This is a genomic window from Pseudomonas sp. RW407, assembly GCF_003176655.1.
Lineage (GTDB): Bacteria > Pseudomonadota > Gammaproteobacteria > Pseudomonadales > Pseudomonadaceae > Pseudomonas > Pseudomonas delhiensis.
Genome location: NZ_QGSL01000107.1, coordinates 1,532,985 through 1,554,149 on the forward strand (window position 1 = coordinate 1,532,985; position 21,165 = coordinate 1,554,149).

Sequence of the window (21,165 nt, forward strand, 5' to 3'; positions counted from 1 at the left end):
ATTGAGTTTGCCTCATGAACCACCAATCCCGAAAATCCCTCCACTGGTTTTTCAATGGAGAGATTTACCCATGGCATTGGCCCACAACCTCGGCTTCCCGCGTATCGGCCGGGACCGCGAACTGAAGAAAGCCCTGGAAGCCTTCTGGAAGGGTGAACTGGACGAGGCCGGCCTGCGTGCCGTCGGCAAGCAGCTGCGCGCCGCCCACTGGCAGGTACAGAAGGACGCCGGCATCGAACTGCTACCAGTGGGCGACTTCGCCTGGTACGACCAGGTGCTGACCCACTCGCTGACCTTCGGCGTCATCCCCGAGCGCTTCCGTGGCCATGGCGATGCCAAGCCGACCCTGCAGACGCTCTTCGGCATGGCCCGTGGCGCCGTTGGAACGAAGAGCAGCGACAGCTGCTGCGGCGGTGCCCATGCCCAGCCCCTTCTCGCACAAGAGCTGACCAAGTGGTTCGACACCAACTACCACTACCTGGTCCCCGAATTCACTGCCGACCAGCAGTTCGAGCTGAGCTGGGAACAGCTGTTCGAAGAGGTCGATGAGGCCAAGGCCCTGGGCCACAACGTGAAACCCGTGGTGATCGGCCCGCTGACCTACCTCTGGCTGGGCAAGGCCAAAGGCTCCGATTTCGACAAGCTCGACCTGCTGGAGCGCCTGCTGCCGCTCTACGGCCAGATCTTCCGGCGCCTGGCCGCCCAGGGCGTGGAATGGGTGCAGATCGACGAGCCGATCCTGGTGCTCGACCTGCCGCAGGACTGGAAGAACGCCTTCGAGCGCGCCTACAACCTGCTGCAGAGCGAGCCGCTGAAGAAACTGGTCGCCACCTACTTCGGCGGCCTGGAAGACAACCTCGGTCTGGCCGCCGGCCTGCCGGTGGACGGCCTGCACATCGACCTGGTGCGCGCCCCGGAACAGTACCCGAGCATCCTCGACCGCCTGCCGGCCTACAAGGTCGTGTCCCTGGGCCTGGTCAACGGCCGCAACGTCTGGCGCTGCGACCTGGAGAAGGCCCTGGACATCGTGCGCCACGCCCAGGAACGCCTCGGCGAGCGCCTGTGGCTCGCACCGTCCTGCTCGCTGCTGCACAGCCCGGTCGACCTGGAACGCGAAGACCAGCTCGACGCCGAGCTGAAGAGCTGGCTGGCCTTCGCCGTGCAGAAGTGCGCCGAAGTGGCCGTGCTGGCCCGCGCCGCCACCGAGCCGCAGGCCGCCGACGTCGTTGTCGCCCTGGAACAAAGCCGCGCCGTGCAGGCCAGCCGCGCCGCCTCGCCGCGCATCCACAAGCCGGCCGTGCAGGCCCGCCTGGCCGCCATCGAGCCGAGCGATGCCCAGCGCCACTCCCCGTTCGCCGAGCGCATCGCCAAGCAGCGCGCCGGCCTCGACCTGCCGGCATTTCCCACCACCACCATCGGTTCCTTCCCGCAGACCTCGGCCATCCGCCTGGCGCGCCAGTCGTTCCGGCAGGGCAAGCTGAGCCAGGCCGAGTACACCGAGGCCATGCACAGCGAGATCCGCCATGCCGTGCAGATCCAGGAGAACCTGGGCCTGGACGTGCTGGTGCACGGCGAGGCCGAGCGCAACGACATGGTCGAGTACTTCGCCGAGCAGCTCGACGGCTACGTCTTCACCCGCTTCGGCTGGGTGCAGAGCTACGGTTCGCGCTGCGTGAAGCCGGCGGTGATCTATGGCGACCTGAGCCGCCCGAAGGCCATGACCGTGGAGTGGATCACCTATGCCCAGAGCCTCACCGGCAAGGTGATGAAGGGCATGCTGACCGGCCCGGTGACCATGCTGATGTGGTCCTTCCCGCGCGAGGACGTGCCCCGCGAGGTGCAGGCGCGCCAGCTGGCGCTGGCCATCCGCGACGAAGTGGTCGACCTGGAAGCGGCCGGCATCAGGATCGTGCAGATCGACGAAGCGGCCTTCCGCGAAGGCCTGCCGCTGCGCAGGAGCGCCTGGGCGCCCTACCTGGAGTGGGCCACCGAGGCCTTCCGCCTGTGCGCCTCGGGCGTGCGCGACGAAACCCAGATCCACACCCACATGTGCTACAGCGAGTTCAACGACGTGATCGAATCCATCGCCGCCATGGACGCCGACGTCATCACCATCGAGACCTCGCGTTCGGACATGGAGCTGCTGGAGGCCTTCGAGAAGTTCGACTACCCGAACGAGATCGGCCCTGGCGTCTACGACATCCACTCGCCGCGGGTGCCGAGCCGGGAAGAGATGGTCAAGCTGCTGCGCAAGGCGGCCCAGCGCATTCCCGCCGAGCGCCTGTGGGTGAACCCGGACTGCGGCCTGAAGACCCGCGCCTGGCCGGAGACCGAGGCCGCGCTGGTGAACATGGTGGCGGCGGCCCGCGAGCTGCGCAACGACCTCGCCGCCCTGGCCTGAGCGGCCGGCGATGATGGAACGGGACGCCTGGCGTCCCGTTTCGCCTTGTGGCCCGCGCAAGGCGGGCCTCGATGCCCGGTGCGGGGGCCTGGCCACGGCCAAGCGCTCCCGCCCAGGGCCTTCCCGGTGCGAATTGCCCGTTTCTCGATACCCGACGTCCGAAACTCGCAAGACGGGCGGCCCGGCACTGCCTAGGATAGGACTCCGCCAATCAATAACGATGGCCGCGCCCGCGCGCCGGCCGCACCTTGCTGCCCGGAGTACCATGTCCACTATCGCCGCCCCCACGGCTGCCGCTTCCGTCGCCAGCCAAGCAAGCCCCCTGGTCATGCGCGTGATCGGCGCCTGCGCCCTGGCCCACCTGATCAACGACCTGATCCAGGCCGTTCTGCCGTCGATCTACCCGGTGCTCAAGGCCAACTACGGGCTGAGCTTCACCCAGGTCGGCCTGATCACCCTGACCTTCCAGCTGACCGCCTCGCTGCTGCAGCCCTGGGTGGGCTACCACACCGACCGCCATCCCAAGCCCTGGCTGGCGCCGGCGGGCAGCGTCTGCACCCTGGTCGGCATCCTCCTGCTGGCCTTCGTCGGCAGCTTCCCGGCGATCCTCCTGGCCTCGGCGCTGGTGGGCATAGGCTCCTCGACCTTCCACCCGGAAACCTCGCGCATCGCCCGCCTGGCCTCGGGCGGGCGCTATGGACTGGCGCAATCCAGCTTCCAGGTCGGCGGCAACGCCGGCAGTGCCTTCGGCCCGCTGCTGGCCGCGGCCATCATCGTGCCCTACGGCCAGGGCAACGTGGCCTGGTTCGGCCTGTTCGCGGTCTTCGCCATCGGCGTGCTCTACGGCCTCAGCCGCTGGTACCGCAACCACCTGAACCTGTTCAGGCTCAAGCAGGGCAGCAAGGCCACCCACGGCCTGTCCAAGGGTCGGGTGACCGCCGCGCTGGCGGTGCTGGCGCTGCTGGTGTTCTCCAAGTACTTCTACATGGCCAGCTTCACCAGCTACTTCACCTTCTACCTGATCGAGAAGTTCCACCTCTCGGTGGCCAGCTCGCAGCTGTACCTGTTCCTGTTCCTCGGCGCCGTGGCCGCCGGCACCTTCTTCGGCGGCCCGGTGGGCGACAGGATCGGGCGCAAGGCGGTGATCTGGTTCTCCATCCTCGGCGTGGCCCCCTTCACCCTGGCCCTGCCCTACGTCGACCTGTTCTGGACCGGCGTGCTGAGCATGGTCATCGGCTTCGTCCTCGCCTCGGCGTTCTCCGCCATCGTGGTCTTCGCCCAGGAACTGGTGCCCGGCAACGTCGGCATGATCGCCGGGGTGTTCTTCGGCCTGATGTTCGGCTTCGGCGGCATCGGCGCCGCCCTGCTCGGCCACCTGGCCGACATCCACGGCATCGAGTACGTGTACAAGCTGTGCTCCTACCTGCCGCTGCTGGGCTGCCTGACCATCCTGCTGCCGTCTACCAAACGGGCCTGACCGGCCCCGGGCGCTCGCACGAGCGCCTGTCGCCATCCGCCCTCAGCGCTTGCCGCGGCGCGGGCGCGGCGCGTGGCGGGCCAGTTCCGCGGCGAGGTAGGGCGCGGTCCGGCTGCCCTTCGCCTTCGCCAGTTGCTGCGGAGTGCCGCAGGCCACCAGGCGGCCGCCGGCCTGGCCGGCGCCCGGGCCCACGTCCATCACCCAGTCGGCCTGGGCCACCACGCGCATGTCGTGCTCGATCATCACCACGCTGTTGCCGGCGTCGGCCAGCCGCTGCAGCTGCACCATCAGGCGGTCGGCATCCGCCACGTGCAGGCCGGTGGTGGGCTCGTCCAGCACGTACAGGGTGCGGCCGCGCTGGCTGCGCTGCAGCTCGGTGGCCAGCTTGATGCGCTGCGCCTCGCCGCCGGACAGCTCGGTGGCCGGCTGGCCCAGGCGCAGGTAGCCCAGGCCGATCTCGCGCAGCAGGCGCAGCGGGCGTGCCACCGCTTCCTCGGCGGCGAAGAAGTCGCAGGCCTCCTCCACCGTCATGCGCAGCACCTCGGCGATGTTGCGCCCGTTCCAGCGCACCTGCAGCGTGGCCTCGTTGTAGCGGGCGCCGTGGCAGGTGGGGCATGGCGCGTAGACGCTGGGCATGAACAACAGCTCCACGCTGACGAAGCCCTCGCCCTCGCAGGTGTCGCAGCGCCCCTTGGCCACGTTGAACGAGAAGCGCCCGGCGTCGTAGCGGCGGCGGCGCGCGTCGGGGGTGGCGGCGAACAGCTTGCGCACGTGGTCGAACAGGCCGGTGTAGGTAGCCAGGTTGGAGCGTGGCGTGCGGCCGATGGGCTTCTGGTCCACCTGCACCACGCGCTGCACGGCGTCGACATCGCCGGCCAGGTGGCCGCCGGTGCTTTCGAGGATCGCCGGGCCCTCGTCGCCGCCCTGGGCGGCATCGTCCTCGGGCTCGTGCCCCAGGTGCGCCAGCATCAGCTCGGGCAGCGCCTGGGCGATGAGGCTTGACTTGCCCGAACCGGAGATGCCGGTGACCGCGGTGAGCACGCCCAGCGGGATGCGCGCGTCCACCCCACGCAGGTTGTGCCGGTGGATGCCGCGCAGCTCCAGCCAGCCGGCGGCCTCGCGCCCGCGGCTGGGCGGCGCGGGCAGCTCGTCGAACAGGTAGCGGGCGGTGTGCGACTGCGCCACCTCGCGCAGGCCGGCCGGCGCGCCGCTGTAGAGCACCCGGCCGCCGCGCTCCCCGGCGTCGGGCCCGACGTCCACCAGCCATTGCGCGCGGCGCATCAGCTCCAGGTCGTGCTCCACCACGAACACCGAGTTGCCCGCGTCGCGCAGCTTGTCCAGGGCGTCGTACAGGGCCTGGCTGTCGGAGGGGTGCAACCCGGCCGAGGGCTCGTCGAGCACGTAAACCACGCCGAACAGCATGGAGCTCAGCTGCGTGGCCAGGCGCAGGCGCTGCAGTTCCCCGGTGGACAGCGTCGGCGTGGCACGGTCCAGGGTCAGGTAGCCCAGGCCCAGCTGCTGCAGGGTGCGCAGCCGCGCCACCACGCCCTCGGCCAGGCGCCGCGCCGCCAGTTGCTTCTCCTCCGAGAGCGCGCCGCCGGGCCGGGCACGGAAATCGCCCCGGGCGATGGGCTCCAGCAGCGCCGCCACCTGGTCCAGCGGCATCTGCGCCAGCGCGCCTATGTCCACCCCGCCGAAGGTCACCGCCAGCGCCTCGGCCTTGAGCCGCTTGCCGCCGCAGGCCGGGCACGGCCGGCCCTCCATGAAGCGCGACACGCGCCTTCTCATCAGGGCGCTCTGGGTGCTGGCGAAGGTGTGCAGCACGTAGCGCCGCGCACCGGTGAAGGTGCCCATGTAGCTGGGCTCCAGCTTGCGCTTGAGCGCCGCGCGGGTCTCGGCGGGGGTGAAGCCGGCGTACACCGGCACCGTCGGCGTCTCCTCGGTGAACAGGATCCAGTCGCGGTCCTTGCGCGGCAGGTCGCGCCAGGGGCGGTCGACGTCGTAGCCCAGGGTGACCAGGATGTCGCGCAGGTTCTGCCCGTGCCAGGCCGGCGGCCAGGCGGCGATGGCCCGGTCGCGGATGCTCAGCGACGGGTCCGGCACCATCAGCGCCTCGGTCACCTCGTACACGTGGCCCAGGCCATGGCAGGCCGGGCAGGCGCCCTGCGGCGTGTTCGGCGAGAAGTCCTCGGCGTACAGCAGCGGCTGGCCCGCCGGGTAGGTGCCGGCGCGCGAGTACATCATCCGCACCAGGCTGGACAGGGTGGTCACGCTGCCCACCGAGGAGCGCGCGTTGCTGGCGCCGCGCTGCTGCTGCAGCGCCACCGCCGGCGGCAGGCCGTCGATGGCGTCGACGTCCGGCACGCCCACCTGGTCGATCAGCCGTCGGGCATAGGGCGCCACCGACTCGAAGTAGCGCCGCTGCGCCTCGGCATAGAGGGTGCCGAACGCCAGCGAGGACTTGCCGGAGCCCGACACGCCGGAGAACACCACCAGCGCATCGCGCGGGATGGCGACATCCACGTCCTTGAGGTTGTGCTCGCGCGCGCCGCGCACTTCGACGAAACCGCTGGCGCCGAGGGCGCAAGCGGGGGGCTTGCTGTGGGGCATGGGGACGGACTCGGTGCTCTGTTGCCCGGCAGTATGCCTGACGAGGCCCGCGCTATCCGAGAGCCTCGATCGGGTGGGTGGGCTCCGCCCCGCCGCCGTCAAGCCTCGCGGTAGGTACCCTTCTGCTTGGCGGCGTGGGTGGCCAGTGCGTCCATCAGCGGCGGCGACAGGCAGTCATAGGGCTCCAGGTTCAGTTCGCGCAGGCGCTGGCGGATCGCCGCCATCTGCGCCGGCGGGGTGCCGCTCTCGATCACCGAGGAGACGAAGGCGGCGAAGCCCGGCGCCGACCAGCCTTCTTGCGGGGAAAGCTCGGTGTGCACGAAGTCCAGGCCGTAGAAGGCATGCCCCTGGTTCTCGATGCGGCCGAACAGGTGTGCGCCGCACTCGCGGCAGGCATGGCGCTGGATGACCGCGCTCTCGTCGACGATGTGCAGCTTCTCGGGGTGGGCGCGCACGCTGACCTTGTCCCGCGGCACCACCGCGACCACCGAGAAGGTCGCCCCCGCGGGCTTCCAGCACTTGGTGCAGCCGCAGGCGTGGTTGTGCAGCGTCTGGGCGCCGACCGCGACTTCCACCTTGTCGGTCGCGCACAGGCATTGCAGGGTGCCGCCGGCGAAACCGGGCTGTTCCGGGCGGATGCCGTTGTCCAGCGAGGGGTGAATGTGAATCGCGCTCATGGGGTTGACCTCCTGGCGTTCGCGCCGGCGGGCCGGCACCGCGACATGCCGTGCCGCGAAGCCCTGCCGGTCGAGATGGGTGGCTCATGGCCCGGACGGGCCATCGGTGGATTGTCCCGCCAAACGCACGGCTCCGGTGGCGGGCCGGACATCCGGTAGGGGCATCTCCAATCGCGGACAGAGTCCTTACGACCGTGCCCGACCGTAGGGCGAATAACCGTTCGCGGTTATCCGCCGTTGGCCGTGCTACCGGGGCGTTCGGCGTGGCCGGTGAATCCAATCGCGGACGGAGTCCGCTCCTACGACGGTGCTTCCTGGAGCTGTAGGAGCGGGCCCTGCCCGCGATTCGCGCGCAGGGCGCGCTCCTACAGGGGAATGGCATGGCTCGGCCCGCGTAGGAGCGGACTCTGTCCGCGATTTGGCGGATAACGCCGTAGGCGTTATGCGCCCTACGAACTATCGCGAACGCGGAAACCCAGGGTTCGCGAGCAAGAGCTAGGCGCCCCCCTCGCTCCTACGAAAAGCTGCGGTCCACCAGGCGGATGCTGTCGCGCCCGCCGCGCTTGGACTCATAGAGCGCGGCGTCGCCCTGCTCGATCAGCGCCGCCAGGCTCGCCGGCGGCTGGTCGAACAGGCTGGCGCCGATGCTCAGGGTCACCGCCGCGGGGGTGGCGAAGGCCTGCGTGGCGGCCTTGTGGAACTGCTCGCGCAGCGCGCCGCCCAGCGCCACGACCCGCTCGGGGGTCACGTCGCTCAGCAGGATGACGAACTCGTCGCCGCCCAGCCGGGCCGCGAGCGCGCCCTCGGGCAGCAGCGAGCGGATCATCTCGCTCAGCGTCACCAGCAGCCGGTCGCCGGCGATGTGGCCGTGCAGGTCGTTGACCAGCTTGAAGTTGTCGATGTCGATCAGCAGCAGGGCGCCCGGCCGCACGCTGGAGACTTCCTCCAGCAGCCGCGGGGCGCGCACTTCCAGGGCGCGGCGGTTGTACAGGGCGGTCAGCGGGTCGCGGGCGGCCAGCCGGGCCATGCGCTTCTCGCGGCGGTAGCGCTCGGTGCCGGTCATCGACAGCGCGATCAGCATGATCGCCATCGTCCCCTCCACCAGCGAGACCTGGATGATCTCGCCGCGCAAGGCCGTGAGGTCGATCAGCGTGCCCGGCAGCACCGCCGTCAGCGCCTTGGCCAGGTAGAACAGCCCGTGCACCAGCAGCACGTAGCGCAGCTGCACCGCGCCCACGCTCAACGACTTGCCGTGGGGCCGCAGCAGCGCGCTGGCGCGCAGCGTCGGCAACGCCACCAGCAGCGAGTTGGCCAGCAGCATCACCTTCGACCAGGCCTGCCCATCCGGCAGCAGCAACATGCCCGCCCAGGCGACGAAGATCAGGTACCAGGCGCGGGACAGGCGCGCCTCGGTGAAGCGCGCGACGCCCAGCAGGAACAGCCAGTGGGCGGTGACCAGCAGGCCGTTGGCGAACCAGATGCCGATGAGCGGGAAGCCGCGCATGCGCAGCAGGGCGAGGGTCGAGCCGACGGTGATGGTGGCGAAGCCCGCGCTCCAGAACAGCAGCGAGGGTTCGCGTACGTTGCGCCACTCGATCGCCAGGTACAGGGCGGCGGCCGCTGCCAGGGCGATCGAGAGGGTCAACATCGTGGGAGGATCGAGCGCCATACGTCTGAACGGGACTGTCTGTACGGTGGAGGGTGGCGGATTCTAAGCGTTCGCGGCGCTTTTTCGCAGGGCCCTCCCCGCCCTGCCGACGGGAAGCGCCCGGATGCCCGCGATGGGCCGCGACATGCTCCCAGGAGCATAGCCCCTTCGCCAGGCCATGCTGGCGAAGCCACCGCCCTTGCGCGCCCCGGCCAGGGTTCAGAAGCGATCCAGCCTGTAGGCCTCGAGCCCCGGCAGGCCCTGCGGCGCGCCGCCCGTTGCCGGCGCGGCCGCCAGCCGGGCGATGTGCTCGGCGGTAATCGCCGCCTGGGTCAGGCCGAGGTGCTGGTGGCCGAAGGCGAGCAGCACCCTGCCCCCGCACACCCGGTCGATGATCGGCAGCGAGTCCGGCAGCGACGGGCGCATGCCCATCCAGGGCGTGGCCGCCTCGGCATCCAGGCCGCGGCCGAACAGGCCCTGGCTGAGCCGGTGCAGCTGCCAGGCGCGCTCCATGTTCGGCGGGCTCTCCAGGCCGGCGAACTCCACGGTGCCGGCCAGCCTGAGGCCGTCGGCCATGGGCGTCATGATGAACCTGCGCTCCAGCGAGGTGACGGCGAACGGCAGGCGATCGTGCTCATGGGGCAGCATCAGGTGGTAGCCGCGCTCGGTGTCCAGGGGCACCTTCCTGCCGGTCAGCGCCGCGGTGAGCCCGGCCGAGTGGGCGCCACAGGCGACCAGCACCTGGCGGGCCCGCAGGCCGCCCTCTTCCGTGGCCAGGGCCACGCCGTCCTGGAGCAGCTGGCCGCCGAGGACCTTGCGCCGGAGGAACTGCACGCCCAGGGCGCGGGCGGCGTCCACCAGCTCGCGGACCACCCGGTAGGGGTCGACGAAATGCCCCGTGCGCGGGAAGAACAGCCCGCCCAGCAGGTGTTCGCTGAGCTGCGGAGCGACGTCGCGTACCGCCTGCGCAGGCCAGAAGTCGACTGCCACCGCCTGTTCGCGCAGGCGCGCCTGCAGCGCGTCGAGCGCCTGGCGCGACCTGGCGCGCTCGTACACCAGCAGCGAGCCGTCCTCCTTCAGCAGGCCCGGGCGGTCGAGGCTCGCCAACAGCCGCCGCCAGGCCTCCAGGCTGCCCTCGTTGAGCGCACGGATGCCGGCGACGGTGCGCCGGAACGGCGCCGGGCGCAGGTTCAGCAGCAGCCGCACGAACCATGGCAGGGCGCGCGGCAGGTACTTCCAGTCCAGGCGCAGCGGGCCCATGGGGTCCATGAGCATGGCCGGCAGGCGCTTGAGGATCGACAGGTCGGCGATGGGGAACACCTGCTCGGTGGCCAGGTGCCCGGCATTGCCGAACGAGGCGCCCTGCCCCGGCGCCTGCTGGTCGACGACCAGCACCCGCAGCCCCTGGCGCGCCAGTTGCAGGGCGCAGGCGACGCCGACGATGCCGGCGCCGACCACGGCGATGTCCACCGGGGGTTGCGGTGCGTTCGAAACCTGGGCGTCAAGCATCTTGCCGGGCTTCCCTCTGGCCATCGAGCAGGCGGCGCAACTGCAGCGGGTTGCCGTGCCGGAGCGCGGCGGGCAGCAGGGCGTCGGGGAAGTCCTGGTAGCAGACCGGGCGCAGGAAACGCAGGATGGCCGCGGTGCCGACCGAGGTGGTGCGCGGGTCCGAGGTGGCCGGGAACGGGCCGCCGTGGACCATCGCGTCGCACACCTCGACGCCCGTCGGCCAGCCGTTGACCAGCAGGCGCCCGGCCTTGCGCTCCAGGGTCGGCAGGAGCGCCCGGGCCTCGTCCAGGTCGGCCTCGTCGAGGTGCAGGGTGGCGGTGAGCTGGCCTTCCAGGTGCTCGGCGACCTGGCGCACCTGCTCGGCGTCGGCGCACGCCACGATCAGCGACGCGGCGCCGAACACCTCGGCCTGCAGCGCCGGCTCGGCGAGGAACGCCTGCGCCTGGGTCGCGAACAGGTGGGCCTGGCCCTGGTTGGGCCCCTCGCCCGGCAGGCCCGTGGCCAGCGTCCGCGCCAGGGGCTGTTCGGCCAGCGCGCCGACGCCGGCCTCGAAGGCCTGGAAGATGCCCGGCGTCAGCATGGTCTGCGCCGGGCTGCGTTGCACCTGCTCGGCGGCCGCGGCGACGAAGCGCTCCAGCGCCGGGCCCTGGCGGGCGATCACCAGGCCCGGGTTGGTGCAGAACTGGCCGGCGCCCTGGGTCAGCGAGGCGACGAAGCCCTGCGCCAGCGCCTCGCCGCGTGCCTGCAAGGCCGCGGGGAAGAGGAACACCGGGTTGATCGAACTCATCTCGGCGTACACCGGGATGGGTTCCGGGCGCGCCTGGGCCACCCGGCACAGGGCCAGGCCGCCGCTGCGCGAGCCGGTGAAGCCCACCGCCCTGATGCGCGGGTCGGCCACCAGGGCGGTGCCCACTTCGCGGCCGGAGCCATACAACAGCGAGAAGACGCCTTCCGGCAAGGCGCACCTGGCCACGGCGCGGGCCACCGCGCGCCCCACCAGCTCGCTGGTGCCGGGGTGTGCGCCGTGGGCCTTGACCACCACCGGGCAACCGGCCGCCAGGGCCGAGGCGGTGTCGCCGCCGGCGACGGAGAAGGCCAGCGGGAAATTGCTGGCGCCGAACACCGCCACCGGCCCCAGCGGCACCTGGCGCTGGCGCAGGTCCGGGCGCGGCAGCGGCTGGCGCGCCGGCTGCGCCCTGTCCACCCGCACGTCCAGCCACTCGCCGGCGCGTACGGTGCGGGCGAAGGTGCGCAGCTGCTGGCAGGTGCGGCCACGTTCGCCGTGGATACGCTGGCGTGGCAGGCCGGTCTCGGCCATGGCGCGTTCGATCAGTCGCTCGCCCAGGGCCTCGATCTCCTCGGCGATGGTCTCGAGGAAGCCGGCGCGCACTTCCAGGGAGGTTTCGCGGTAGCTGTCGAAGGCGGCCCAGGCCAGGGCGCAGGCCTGCTCCACCTGTTCGATGGTGCCGCCGGCGTATGGCGGCTGGAGGGGTTCGTCGGTGGCCGGGTCGATGGCCCGGCTCGCCTCGCGGCTGCCGGCCACGGCCTGCTGGCCGATCAGCATCTTGCCTGTCAGGTTCATGGTGTTTCCTGGATGAATGCAGTGGGCCCGGCTGCGGAACGGGCGCGCCCCGCAGGGGCGTCGGTCATGGCTGTGCCCTGCCGGCCGGCTCAGGCGAGGTTCTGCTCGGCCGACCAGTTGGCGTACCACTGGCGGAACAGCGCGTACTGGTTCTCGGCGTAGCGGCGCTGGGCGTCGCTGAGCACGTCGGTCTCGTTGAAGTGCAGGCTGTATTGCCTGTCGCCGTTGAGCACCATCAGGTGCTTGTAGAACAGCACCAGGTCACAGCCCTCGTCGAAGGACGAAAGCACCGCCAGCGCCGACTCCAGCTCGCGGGCCAGGCGGCGCGCCCTGGTATCGCCCCTGGCGGCCTGCTTGCTCAGGGCCACCAGGTGCAGCACCTCGCGCGGCAGGGCGTTGCCGATGCCGGTGATGGCGCCGGTGGCGTTGCAGTTGACGAAGCCGTGGACCACCTGGGTGTCGACACCGACCATGAGGGTCACCTCGTCGTCCTGGGAGGTGATGTTCTCGGCGGCGTAGCGCAGGTCGGCCGCGCCGCCGAACTCCTTGAAGCCGATCAGGTTGGGGAACTCGCGGCGCAGCTCGAAGAACAGGTCGGCGCGGGTGGCGAAGCCGTAGTAGGGGCTGTTGTAGATCACCGCCGGCAGGCCCGGCGCGGCCTTCAGGATGGCGGCGAAGTGGGCCTTCTGCGCGGCCGGCGAGGCGCCGCGGGAGAGCACGCGGGGGATCACCATCAGGCCGTGGGCGCCGACCCTGGCGGCATGGGCCGCGTGGGACACCGCCTCGCGGGTGTTGACCGCGCCGGTGCCGACGATGGTCGGCACGCCGGCGGCCACCAGGCGCGCCACGCCCTCCTGGCGCTCGGCCTCGGTGAGCAGCGGCCAGTCACCCATGGAGCCGCAGTACACCACCGCGCTCATGCCGATGTCGATCAGCTCGCGGCCCTTGGCGACCAGGGCATCGAAGTCCGGCTTGCGCTCGGCGGTGCAGGGGGTCATCAGCGCGGGAATGCAGCCGGTGAAGATGTTGTCGCTCATGGTTCTGGCTCCTTGAAGCACTCGTTCGGGTAGGGAGAAGGGGCGTGGCGGCTCAGATGCCCCACGCGAAGGGGTCCTGCTCGTCGATCAGCAGCGTGCTGTCGGCGGTCATGTAGGCGCGGCCGGTGATGAACGGGCGGATGCGCTCGCCTTCCCATTCGTAGCGGCCCTCGAAACGGCTGCCGGTGATGCCGGCCTGCACCCAGGCCTGCCCGGGGGCCAGCTTGCCATCGGCGGCCAGGCAGGCCAGCTTGGCGCTGGTGCCGGTGCCGCAGGGCGAACGGTCGTAGGCCTTGCCCGGGCACATGACGAAGTTGCGGCTGTCGGCCTCCTCGTCGTCAGCGAACAGCTCGACGTGGTCGATCGGCGCGCCGTCTTCGCCGTGGATGCCCTGGGCCTCCAGCGCCTTGAGCAGCGCCCAGGTGAAGTCGGTGAGGGCCTCGACGTTGTCCAGTTGCAGCCGCAGGCCATGCTCGGCCACCAGGAAGAACCAGTTGCCGCCCCAGGCGATGTCGCCGTGCACGCGGCCGTGGCCGGGCACCTCCACCGGCACCTGCCGGCGGTAGCGGTAGGCCGGCACGTTGCCGATGGTGACGGCGCCGTCCTCGCGCAGGGTGGCGCTGACCGGGCCCACCGGGGTGTCGATCTTGTGCAGGCCCGGGCCGATCAGCCCGAGGTGGTGCAGCGAGGCGACCAGGCCGATGGTGCCGTGGCCGCACATGTTCAGGTAGCCGGCGTTGTTGAAGAAGATCACCCCGCAGGTGGCGTCGGCCGACACCGGCTCGCAATAGAGCGCGCCCACCAGCACGTCGTTGCCGCGCGGCTCCAGCAGGCAGGCGCGGCGCCAGTGGTCGTGCCGCTCGCGCAGGGCATCGCGCTTCTCGGCCATGCTGGCGCCGGCCAGCTCGGGGAAGCCTTTCATCACCAGGCGGGTGGGTTCGCCACCGGTGTGGGAATCGATGATGTGTATGCGTTTCATGTAGCTGTCCGTTGAAAGTGCCCGAAGGCGATGAGGTCGCTCGTGTCCCCTGCTCCGCTCGCCCTGCGTCAGGACGAGGCCTGGGCGTAGCCGCCCAGGGGGCGCCGGCCGTCGGCCTCGTCGGCCTCGGCGTCGCTTTCGTCGTCGCCGGTCAGGCGGACCAGGTGGGCGGGCACGCCGGTCGCCGCGCCCCAGTAGTAGATGCCCATGGCGCAGACGGCCACGGCCAGGGTGTCGAACGGATGGGCGAGCACGCCGATGCCGCCGAAGCTGCCGAGCCAGGACAGCGCGATGGTCACGGCATAGAAGCCGATCAGCCAGGCCGAGGAACGCACCTGCTGGCGCAGGTCCAGGTGGCGGGTCGGCACGAAGCGGCCGCACAGCAGGTACACCACGAACATCAGGATCTGCAGGCCGAGCAGCCAGGACACGGTGCCCCAGCCCGACCAGTAGACGATCAGCGCGGCGATGACGAAGGACAGCGGGCCGAGCACGCCCATGCCCTTGACCTGGAACGGGCGCGGCATGCCGGGCGCGCTGCGGCGCAGGGCCGCCACGGATACCGGCGCCACGGCGTAGCTGAGCACCAGGGCCGCCGAGACCACGTTGATCAGCGCTTCCCAGGACGGGAACGGCAGGGTCCAGAACACCGACAGGCCGAAGGTCAGCCACAGCGCCGGGCGCGGGATGCCGGACTTCTCGTCGACGCGGGTGAACACCTTGAAGAAGGTCCCGGTCTGCGCCCAGCCATAGACCACCCGCGGGGTGGCGTTCATGTAGATGTTGCCGCAGCCGCTGGGGGAAATGACCGCGTCGGCCACCACCAGGTAGGCCAGCCAGCCCACGCCCAGGGCCAGGGCGATGTCACGATAAGGCAGGGCCAGTTCCCGGGAGACGCCGGCCCAGCCGTTGGCCAGCATTTCCGTGGGCACGCCGCCGAGGAAGGCCGTTTGCAGCAGCACGTAGATGGCCGTGGAGAGCAGCACGGAAAGGATCAGCGCGAAGGGGATGGTGCGCTGCGGGTTCTTCACCTCGCTGGCCACCGAGATGATCGGCGTCAGCCCCAGGTAGGCGAAGATGACGCCACCGGCGGAAACCGCCATCTCCACGCCCGACAGGCCGAAGGGCGCGAAGCCCTGGGCCGAGAAGTTCTCCGGCTTGAAGAAGCTGAACAGCACGCCGATGACCAGCAGCGGCACGACGAACTTGAACAGGCTGATCAGGTTGTTGGCCTTGGCGAAGGTCTTCACGCTGCGGTAGTTGAGCAGGAAGAACAGGCAAAGCAGGCCGAACTGCACCAGCCAGCCAACGGCCGTGGGGTCGCTGGAGCCGGCCTGGGTCAACCCGGGGAACCAGGCAGCGGCGTACTGGCGGGAGGCGACGACCTCGATCGCCACCAGGCTGGAAAAGGCGATCAGGGTGATGAAGCCCATCAGGTAGCCCAGCAGCGGGCCGTGCGAGTACACCGGGTAGCGCACCACGCCGCCGGCGCGCGGCAGGGCCGCCCCCAGCTCGCAGTAGACGATGCCCAGCAGCAGCACGGCGAAGCCGCCCAGCAGCCAGGAGAAGATGCCCGCCGGGCCGGCGATGGCGGAAACGTGACTGGCCGCGAACAGCCATCCGGAACCGAAGATGGCTCCCAACCCGATAAACGTGAGGTCCATCAACGAGAGTTGTTTCTTGAACTTGCCTGACATGGCGTCGCCTTCTTGTGCGTTGTTGGATAGGCAGATGCGTTGCCACTCGAGGCTGCGGCCCAGGTGCTGCCCGCAGGGACGAGTCGGCCGGCGGCAACCGCTTGTTCTGTGAAGCTCGGCTACCCGCGTCGGCCATAGAGTGGACCCGGGCGGCTCCCGCGCGCTTGATGGTTTTCTTCAGCACGGATGACGAAATCGGCACAATTGCGCCGCTCGTCAGCGGGTCGCCCGCACTGCCCCGGCATGCGCTCGACAGGCCGAGGGGCCTTGCGGCAAGCTGCCCGCCACCTTGTTGCCAGGCGGCTTTCGGGAGGCACGGAACCATGACGCAGAACCTGCTCGCGCTGCTGTGCCAGGGGCACGGACTGCAGCGGCCCGAGACCATGGAAGCGCTGCTGGCGGGCGTGTCGCTGCTGCTGCCGATGCTGGACGTGATCCCCAATGCCGCAATCTTCATCAAGGACACCCAGGCGCGCTACGTCATGGCCAACCGCACGCTGGTCCAGCGCTGCGGCCTGAAGCACCTGCAGCCGCTGCTGGGCAAAACCAGCGCCGAGGTGTTCCCGGCGCAGCTCGGCCCGGGCTATACCGAGCAGGATCGCCGCGTGCTGGAGCAGGGCCAGGTACTGGAGGACAAGCTGGAGCTGCACCTGTACGGCAGCCGCGAGCCGGGCTGGTGCCTGACGCACAAGCGCCCCCTGTACAACCGCAACGGCGGGATCATCGGCCTGGTGGGCATCTCGGTGGACCTGCAATCGGCCAGCGATACCCATCCGGCCTACCGGCGCCTCGCCGCGGTGGACGAGTACATCCGCGCGCACTTCCACCAGCCCATCAGCCTGGACGAGCTGACGCGGATCAGCGACCTCTCGGTGGCCCAGCTCGAGCGCTACTGCAAGCGCGTGTTCCACCTCACGCCACGGCAGCTGATCCACAAGGTGCGCCTGGAACACGCCCACCGGCTGCTGCATACCGACCTGCCGATCACCGAGGTCGCCCTGCAATGCGGCTACACCGACCACAGCGCGTTCAGCCGGCAGTTCAAGCAGTTGACCGGCTTCACCCCGCGGCAGTACCGCCAGGCGACCGGCCTGGAAGCCTAGCGCGCCCGCCCCGCCGCGGCGCGCGAACGTCGGAAGCCCGGGCCCGCCAACGCTCCGCCTGCTATTTTTTCACGGCGACCGCCGGCCGGCGGGAGAGATTCCAAGGGTTCGATTGCAGAGGAGATGCAGCATGGACCGGTTCACCGGCGGTTGCCTGTGCGGCAACGTCCGTCTCGTGGCATCGGGGCGCCCCTACCGGGTCGGCCTCTGCCACTGCCTAGACTGCCGCAAGCACCATGGCGCCCTGTTCCACGCCTCGGCGATATTCCCCGAGGCCGCGGTGGCCATCGAAGGCGAGACCCACGACTACGCGGGGCGCCATTTCTGCCCGCGGTGCGGCTCTTCGGTGTTCCTGCGCAGCGCGGACGAAGTGGAAGTGAACCTGGGCGCCCTGGACGCCCCGGACCAGTTCGTGCCGACCTACGAACTCTGGACCGTCCGACGCGAATCCTGGCTGCCGGCGTTTCCGCTGGCCAGGCACTACGAGCGCGATCGCGAGGGTACCGGCCGCTTCGAGGAGTAAGCGGCACAACGGACGGAAAACGCAGCCCACGGACAGATCGCGCCGTGATTTTCCCGGCGCCGCGAACTGTAATATCCCGGTTCGCAAGCATGCCGATAGTAGCCCCCGCCAACCCGCTCGAAGAGGCTACATCGTGCTGCATCGTGTTCTGTTCTCCCTGTCCGCCCTCAGCCTGTCCATCGCCGCCCACGCCGCCGAGACCTATACCCTCGACACCCCGCGGCTGACCGGCATCGACAACTTCCGCGACATCGCCGGAACCACCACCGCCTACACCACCGCCAACGACGGCACCATGCGCGCCGGGGTGTTCTACCGCTCCAACGCGCTGACGCCCACGGCCTCGGACCTGGCTACACTCGATGGCCTGGGGATCAGCAACGTCTTCGACCTGCGCACCCCCAGCGAAATCGCCGCCACGCCCGACACCCTGCCGGCCGGCGCGGCCTACCGGAACATCGACATCATCGGCAGTACCACCTCCGGCGCCAACGTCACCAACATTTCCTTCAGCAGCGCCGCCCAGGCGGTGGCCATGATGGAAGAAACCAACCGCGCCTTCGTCAGCGACGCCGGCATGCGCAGCCAGTTCGCCACGCTGTTCAACGAGCTGGCCGCGGCCGACGGCGCCGCCCTCTTCCACTGCACCGCCGGCAAGGACCGCACCGGCTGGACCGCCGCCGTGCTGCTGAGCATCGCCGGGGTGGACAGCGCCACCATCATGCAGAACTACCTGGCCACCAACGACTACACCGCCGCCCGCGTCTCCGCCACCCTGGCGGCGCTGCCACCGAGCATGGCCGCCATCTATGCGCCCCTGCTCGGCGTACAGGCCAGCTACCTGCAGGCCGGCCTGGACGAGGTGGTGGCGCAGTACGGCAGCATGGACAACTACCTGAAGGAAGGCCTGGGCCTGTCCCAGGAAACCATTTATGTGCTGCGCGGCAAGATGGTCTATTACAACAGCCTGCCCGGCACCCTGGGCCTTTCCGGCAACGCCGCCGCCGGCGCGCAGTTGTTGCAGCAGTTGCAGAACAGCAGCCTCTCCGGCGCCTACAGCGCCTACAACTACTACCTGCAATCGGCCATCGACGCCGGCAGCCTCGGCGGCGTCGAAGCCACCGTCGGCGGCCAGGTGCACGCCGATGCGGCCAGCTACCTGCTGCGCCAGGACGCGCTGATCGACAGGGCCGCCGCGCCCTTCGCCAGCGGCACCGACCTCAAGGCCGGCCAGCGCCGCCTGTGGAGCACCGCCCTGGCCGGCTACCAGGGCAACGACGGCTCGGCCCGGGCGGCCAGCAGCAACGAGCACAGCCAGGGCCTGATGATCGGCCTGACCCAGCGCTTCAGCGAGCAGCTCAGCGCCAACGCCGGCTTCGGCTACAGCCGCGGCAGCGTCGGCGGCGCGGGCGGCGACGTGGACACCGACCTGACCTTCCTCCGCGCCGGCGCGCGCTTCGCCCCGGGCAGCCTGGAACGGGGCCTGTTCGTCGACGCGAACCTGAGCGCCGGCTGGCTCGACTACGACAGCAAGCGCGAGCTGGGCGGCGGCCTGGGCAGCGCCAAGGGCGACACCCATGGCACCCTCAGCGGCGGCGCCCTGGCGCTGGGCTACCGCGTCCCGGTGCGCGACGCGATCCTCGAACCGAGCCTGGGCCTGCGCATCAGCCACCTGGACCTGTCCGGCTTCCAGGAGAAAGGCAGCGAACTGGCCCTGGACGTCGACGGCATCGAGCAGACCCGCCGCAGCGCCGTCGCCGGCCTGAAGGTGAGCTTCACGCCCATCGCGCTGCGCGGCGGCTGGCAACTGGCGCCGGGCCTGGACCTGGGCTACGACCACGCGCTGGGCGACTACCAGGTCGACAGCGAAGGCCACCTGCAGGGCCTGGACGTCGCCCAGCGCGCCGCCTTCGACAACCGCGACCAGTTCAGCGGCGCGGTGAACGTCATGGCCAGCCTCGGCGACTTGAGCGTCGGCGCCGAGGTCGGCGCCCTCGCCGGCAGCGGCAGCCATGGCTACAGCGGCAGCCTCAAGGCCAGCTACCAGTTCTGACCGCCCGCCCTGCCCGGCCGGCTGGCCGGGCATCGCTAGTGGCGGATGCCCTTGCGCACCTCCGCCGGGCTCAGCCCGAAGGCGCCCTGGAAGTACTGGCAGAAGCGGCCGACGTTGCTGAAGCCCAGGCCCAGGGCGATCTCGCTGACCGAGGGCGAAGCGTCCTGCCGCAGCACGTCGTACGCCCGCTCCAGGCGGACCTGGCGCTGGTAGGCGACGATGGAGCTGCCGACGAAGCGCCGGAAGCCCTCCTGCAGGGCGCGCAGGCTGACGTTCGTCAGCGCGGCCAGCTCACCGCCGCTGACCAGGGCGTCGGGATGCGCGCGGATGTACTCCACGGCCAGCTTCACGTGGCGCGGCGCGATCAGCGGCCCCGGCCGGCGCAGCGCCTCGCTGTAGTTGTGCGGCCAGGCTTCCAGCACCGAATCCACCAGCATCTCCTGCAGGCGGGCGGGCATCAGCGCGCTGGAGGCGACCAGGGCGTCGAACTCCGCGCCGGTGGCCAGGCCGACGATGGCCTTGATCCCCTGGAAGGCCTCCACCTTCAGGTCCACCACCGGCTGGAAACGCACCGGCTGCACGACCGGCCGGCCGAGCAGCAGCGACAGCCGCCGGGCGAACAACCCGCGGCGCACCGACAGCCCATGCTGCGAGTGGCCATCGACGAAGCCCGCCGAGCGCACCGCGGCCTTCTCGATGGCAAGGCCCACCTGGGGCACGCCCACGGTCTGGTCCGCCTGGTTGAAGACGATGCGTCCGGCGGTGGGAAAGACGAAGGTGATCTCGTCGTCCAGGTCGGGCAGCGCGGTGAGGAAATCGCCGCGAAAGCTCAGGCGCCGGAAGCTGACGCCCTCGTAGCGCCCGTAGACGCCGGCGATGGCGACCTTGCGCTGCGGCGGCGGCAGCCCGGCATAGAGGTCGCCGAACATCCGCGTGAAAAGCGCGCCGAACTCGTCGGCGTGCATGTCCTCGGAACGGATGAGAAACGGCTTGCGCGCAGTACCTGTGTCCACCTTCATGCCCCCTCTGCCGGCAACGCCAAGGAACTGCCCGGCACGGCGGGCAGCATGCGGGGGCGCAGGGTAACGGCCGCAGGTTACAAGCGCGTGATGCCGCGCCCTCCTCCCAAAGTCCCGCCCATCCACCGCCAAAGGCGTAGTGCCCCGCGCCGCGCCAGTGGGTAGCGTCATCGGCACCTGTCGGCTGCCGAGGCAGCATCACCCGGAGGATGGACACATGATGGACTGGAACGCACACCGCAATCAGCTGATGGCCGGCGTGGGCGAGCTCGGGAAGCTCTCCCCGGACACCGTCGACGGCTACCTCACCGCCAGCGGCGCCGGCCAGGAAACCGGCCACCTGGACGCCAAGACGCGCCAGCTGATCTCCCTGGCCGTGGCGGTGACCACCCGCTGCGACGGCTGCATCTCGGTACACGCCGCCGAAGCGGTGAAGGAAGGCGCCAGCAAGGCGGAAATCGCCGAGGCCCTGGGCGTGGCGGTGGCGATGAACACCGGCGCCGCCCTGGTGTACTCCACGCGGGTGCTGGCCGCGGTGGACCAGGCGGGCGGTGCCTGAAAGGAAAATCGCGGACGGAGTCCGCTCCTACAGGTTGACGCCGAACCTCCCACTCACACCGGACAGCCCCTCTCCCTTCAGGGAGAGGGTTGGGGAGAGGGAACGGCGTAAACCCCGGAACACAGCTGCCACCGGCAAACACCGTCTATTGGGTTGGGGGCTTGGTGTGGCGCGCCGCTCCGAGTGCTCGGATGTCTCTTGTTTCGCCCCCTCGGGCGAGTCCCTTTTGTCAAACGCCACAAAAGGAACCAAAAAGGCTTGCCCCGCATACGGGCCCGATGAAGCCGGGCT

Annotated in this window: 15 protein-coding genes; 6 read left to right on the forward strand and 9 right to left on the reverse strand. The window is 70.3% G+C overall.

Translation table 11 applies throughout. The annotated features are described in order from the left end of the window. Positions 1–70: 70 nt before the first annotated feature. Complete coding sequence (metE, locus tag DK254_RS31055) at positions 71–2,401, forward strand: 5-methyltetrahydropteroyltriglutamate--homocysteine S-methyltransferase (RefSeq protein ID WP_109936908.1); 2,331 nt, start codon at positions 71–73, stop codon at positions 2,399–2,401. A gap of 265 nt (positions 2,402–2,666) precedes the next feature. Then, a complete protein-coding gene (locus tag DK254_RS31060) occupies positions 2,667–3,878 on the forward strand; it encodes an MFS transporter (protein WP_109936909.1) in 1,212 nt (403 codons plus the stop codon). Positions 3,879–3,920: 42 nt separating this feature from the next. Here the strand turns inward: DK254_RS31060 and DK254_RS31065 are convergent, their stop codons facing one another. From DK254_RS31065 to DK254_RS31100, 8 genes are all read right to left on the reverse strand, one after another. Beyond that, entirely contained in the window at positions 3,921–6,488 is a 2,568-nt protein-coding gene (locus tag DK254_RS31065) for an excinuclease ABC subunit UvrA (RefSeq protein WP_109936910.1), read from the reverse strand. Between the two features lie 98 nt (positions 6,489–6,586). After that, complete coding sequence (gene gfa, locus DK254_RS31070) at positions 6,587–7,165, reverse strand: S-(hydroxymethyl)glutathione synthase (protein WP_109936911.1); 579 nt, start codon at positions 7,163–7,165, stop codon at positions 6,587–6,589. 514 nt (positions 7,166–7,679) lie between these two features. Then, the gene (locus tag DK254_RS31075) at positions 7,680–8,834 is read right to left on the reverse strand and encodes a GGDEF domain-containing protein (protein ID WP_109936912.1); all 1,155 of its coding nucleotides are present in this window, start codon (positions 8,832–8,834) and stop codon (positions 7,680–7,682) included. Between the two features lie 198 nt (positions 8,835–9,032). Continuing rightward, a complete protein-coding gene (locus tag DK254_RS31080) occupies positions 9,033–10,322 on the reverse strand; it encodes an FAD-binding oxidoreductase (protein WP_109936913.1) in 1,290 nt (429 codons plus the stop codon). Beyond that, positions 10,315–11,904, reverse strand: coding sequence for an aldehyde dehydrogenase (NADP(+)) (locus DK254_RS31085; protein WP_109936914.1), 1,590 nt, complete (start codon positions 11,902–11,904; stop codon positions 10,315–10,317). Before DK254_RS31085 ends, DK254_RS31080 begins: the two co-directional genes overlap by 8 nt. An 89-nt stretch (positions 11,905–11,993) precedes the next feature. After that, positions 11,994–12,941 (reverse strand): dihydrodipicolinate synthase family protein, encoded by a 948-nt coding sequence (locus tag DK254_RS31090; RefSeq protein WP_109936915.1) that lies wholly within the window; start codon positions 12,939–12,941, stop codon positions 11,994–11,996. Positions 12,942–12,993: 52 nt separating this feature from the next. Next, positions 12,994–13,920, reverse strand: a complete 927-nt coding sequence (locus DK254_RS31095; protein WP_109936916.1) for a 4-hydroxyproline epimerase — start codon at positions 13,918–13,920, stop codon at positions 12,994–12,996. 68 nt (positions 13,921–13,988) lie between these two features. After that, complete coding sequence (locus DK254_RS31100) at positions 13,989–15,617, reverse strand: APC family permease (RefSeq protein WP_109936917.1); 1,629 nt, start codon at positions 15,615–15,617, stop codon at positions 13,989–13,991. Between the two features lie 323 nt (positions 15,618–15,940). Here DK254_RS31100 and DK254_RS31105 point away from each other — a divergent pair, with 323 nt between their 5' ends. From DK254_RS31105 to DK254_RS31115, 3 genes are all read left to right on the forward strand, one after another. Beyond that, the gene (locus DK254_RS31105) at positions 15,941–16,720 is read left to right on the forward strand and encodes an AraC family transcriptional regulator (RefSeq protein ID WP_089392442.1); all 780 of its coding nucleotides are present in this window, start codon (positions 15,941–15,943) and stop codon (positions 16,718–16,720) included. Between the two features lie 130 nt (positions 16,721–16,850). Next, positions 16,851–17,243 (forward strand): GFA family protein, encoded by a 393-nt coding sequence (locus DK254_RS31110; protein ID WP_089392443.1) that lies wholly within the window; start codon positions 16,851–16,853, stop codon positions 17,241–17,243. Positions 17,244–17,376: 133 nt separating this feature from the next. Further along, positions 17,377–19,296, forward strand: coding sequence for a tyrosine-protein phosphatase (locus tag DK254_RS31115; RefSeq protein ID WP_109936918.1), 1,920 nt, complete (start codon positions 17,377–17,379; stop codon positions 19,294–19,296). 35 nt (positions 19,297–19,331) lie between these two features. Here DK254_RS31115 and DK254_RS31120 read toward each other — a convergent pair whose 3' ends face one another. After that, positions 19,332–20,315 (reverse strand): AraC family transcriptional regulator, encoded by a 984-nt coding sequence (locus tag DK254_RS31120; protein WP_256595994.1) that lies wholly within the window; start codon positions 20,313–20,315, stop codon positions 19,332–19,334. 217 nt (positions 20,316–20,532) lie between these two features. Between DK254_RS31120 and DK254_RS31125 the strand changes: the two genes are divergently transcribed. Continuing rightward, positions 20,533–20,874, forward strand: a complete 342-nt coding sequence (locus DK254_RS31125) for a carboxymuconolactone decarboxylase family protein (protein ID WP_109936919.1) — start codon at positions 20,533–20,535, stop codon at positions 20,872–20,874. The last annotated feature ends 291 nt before the right edge of the window (positions 20,875–21,165 follow it).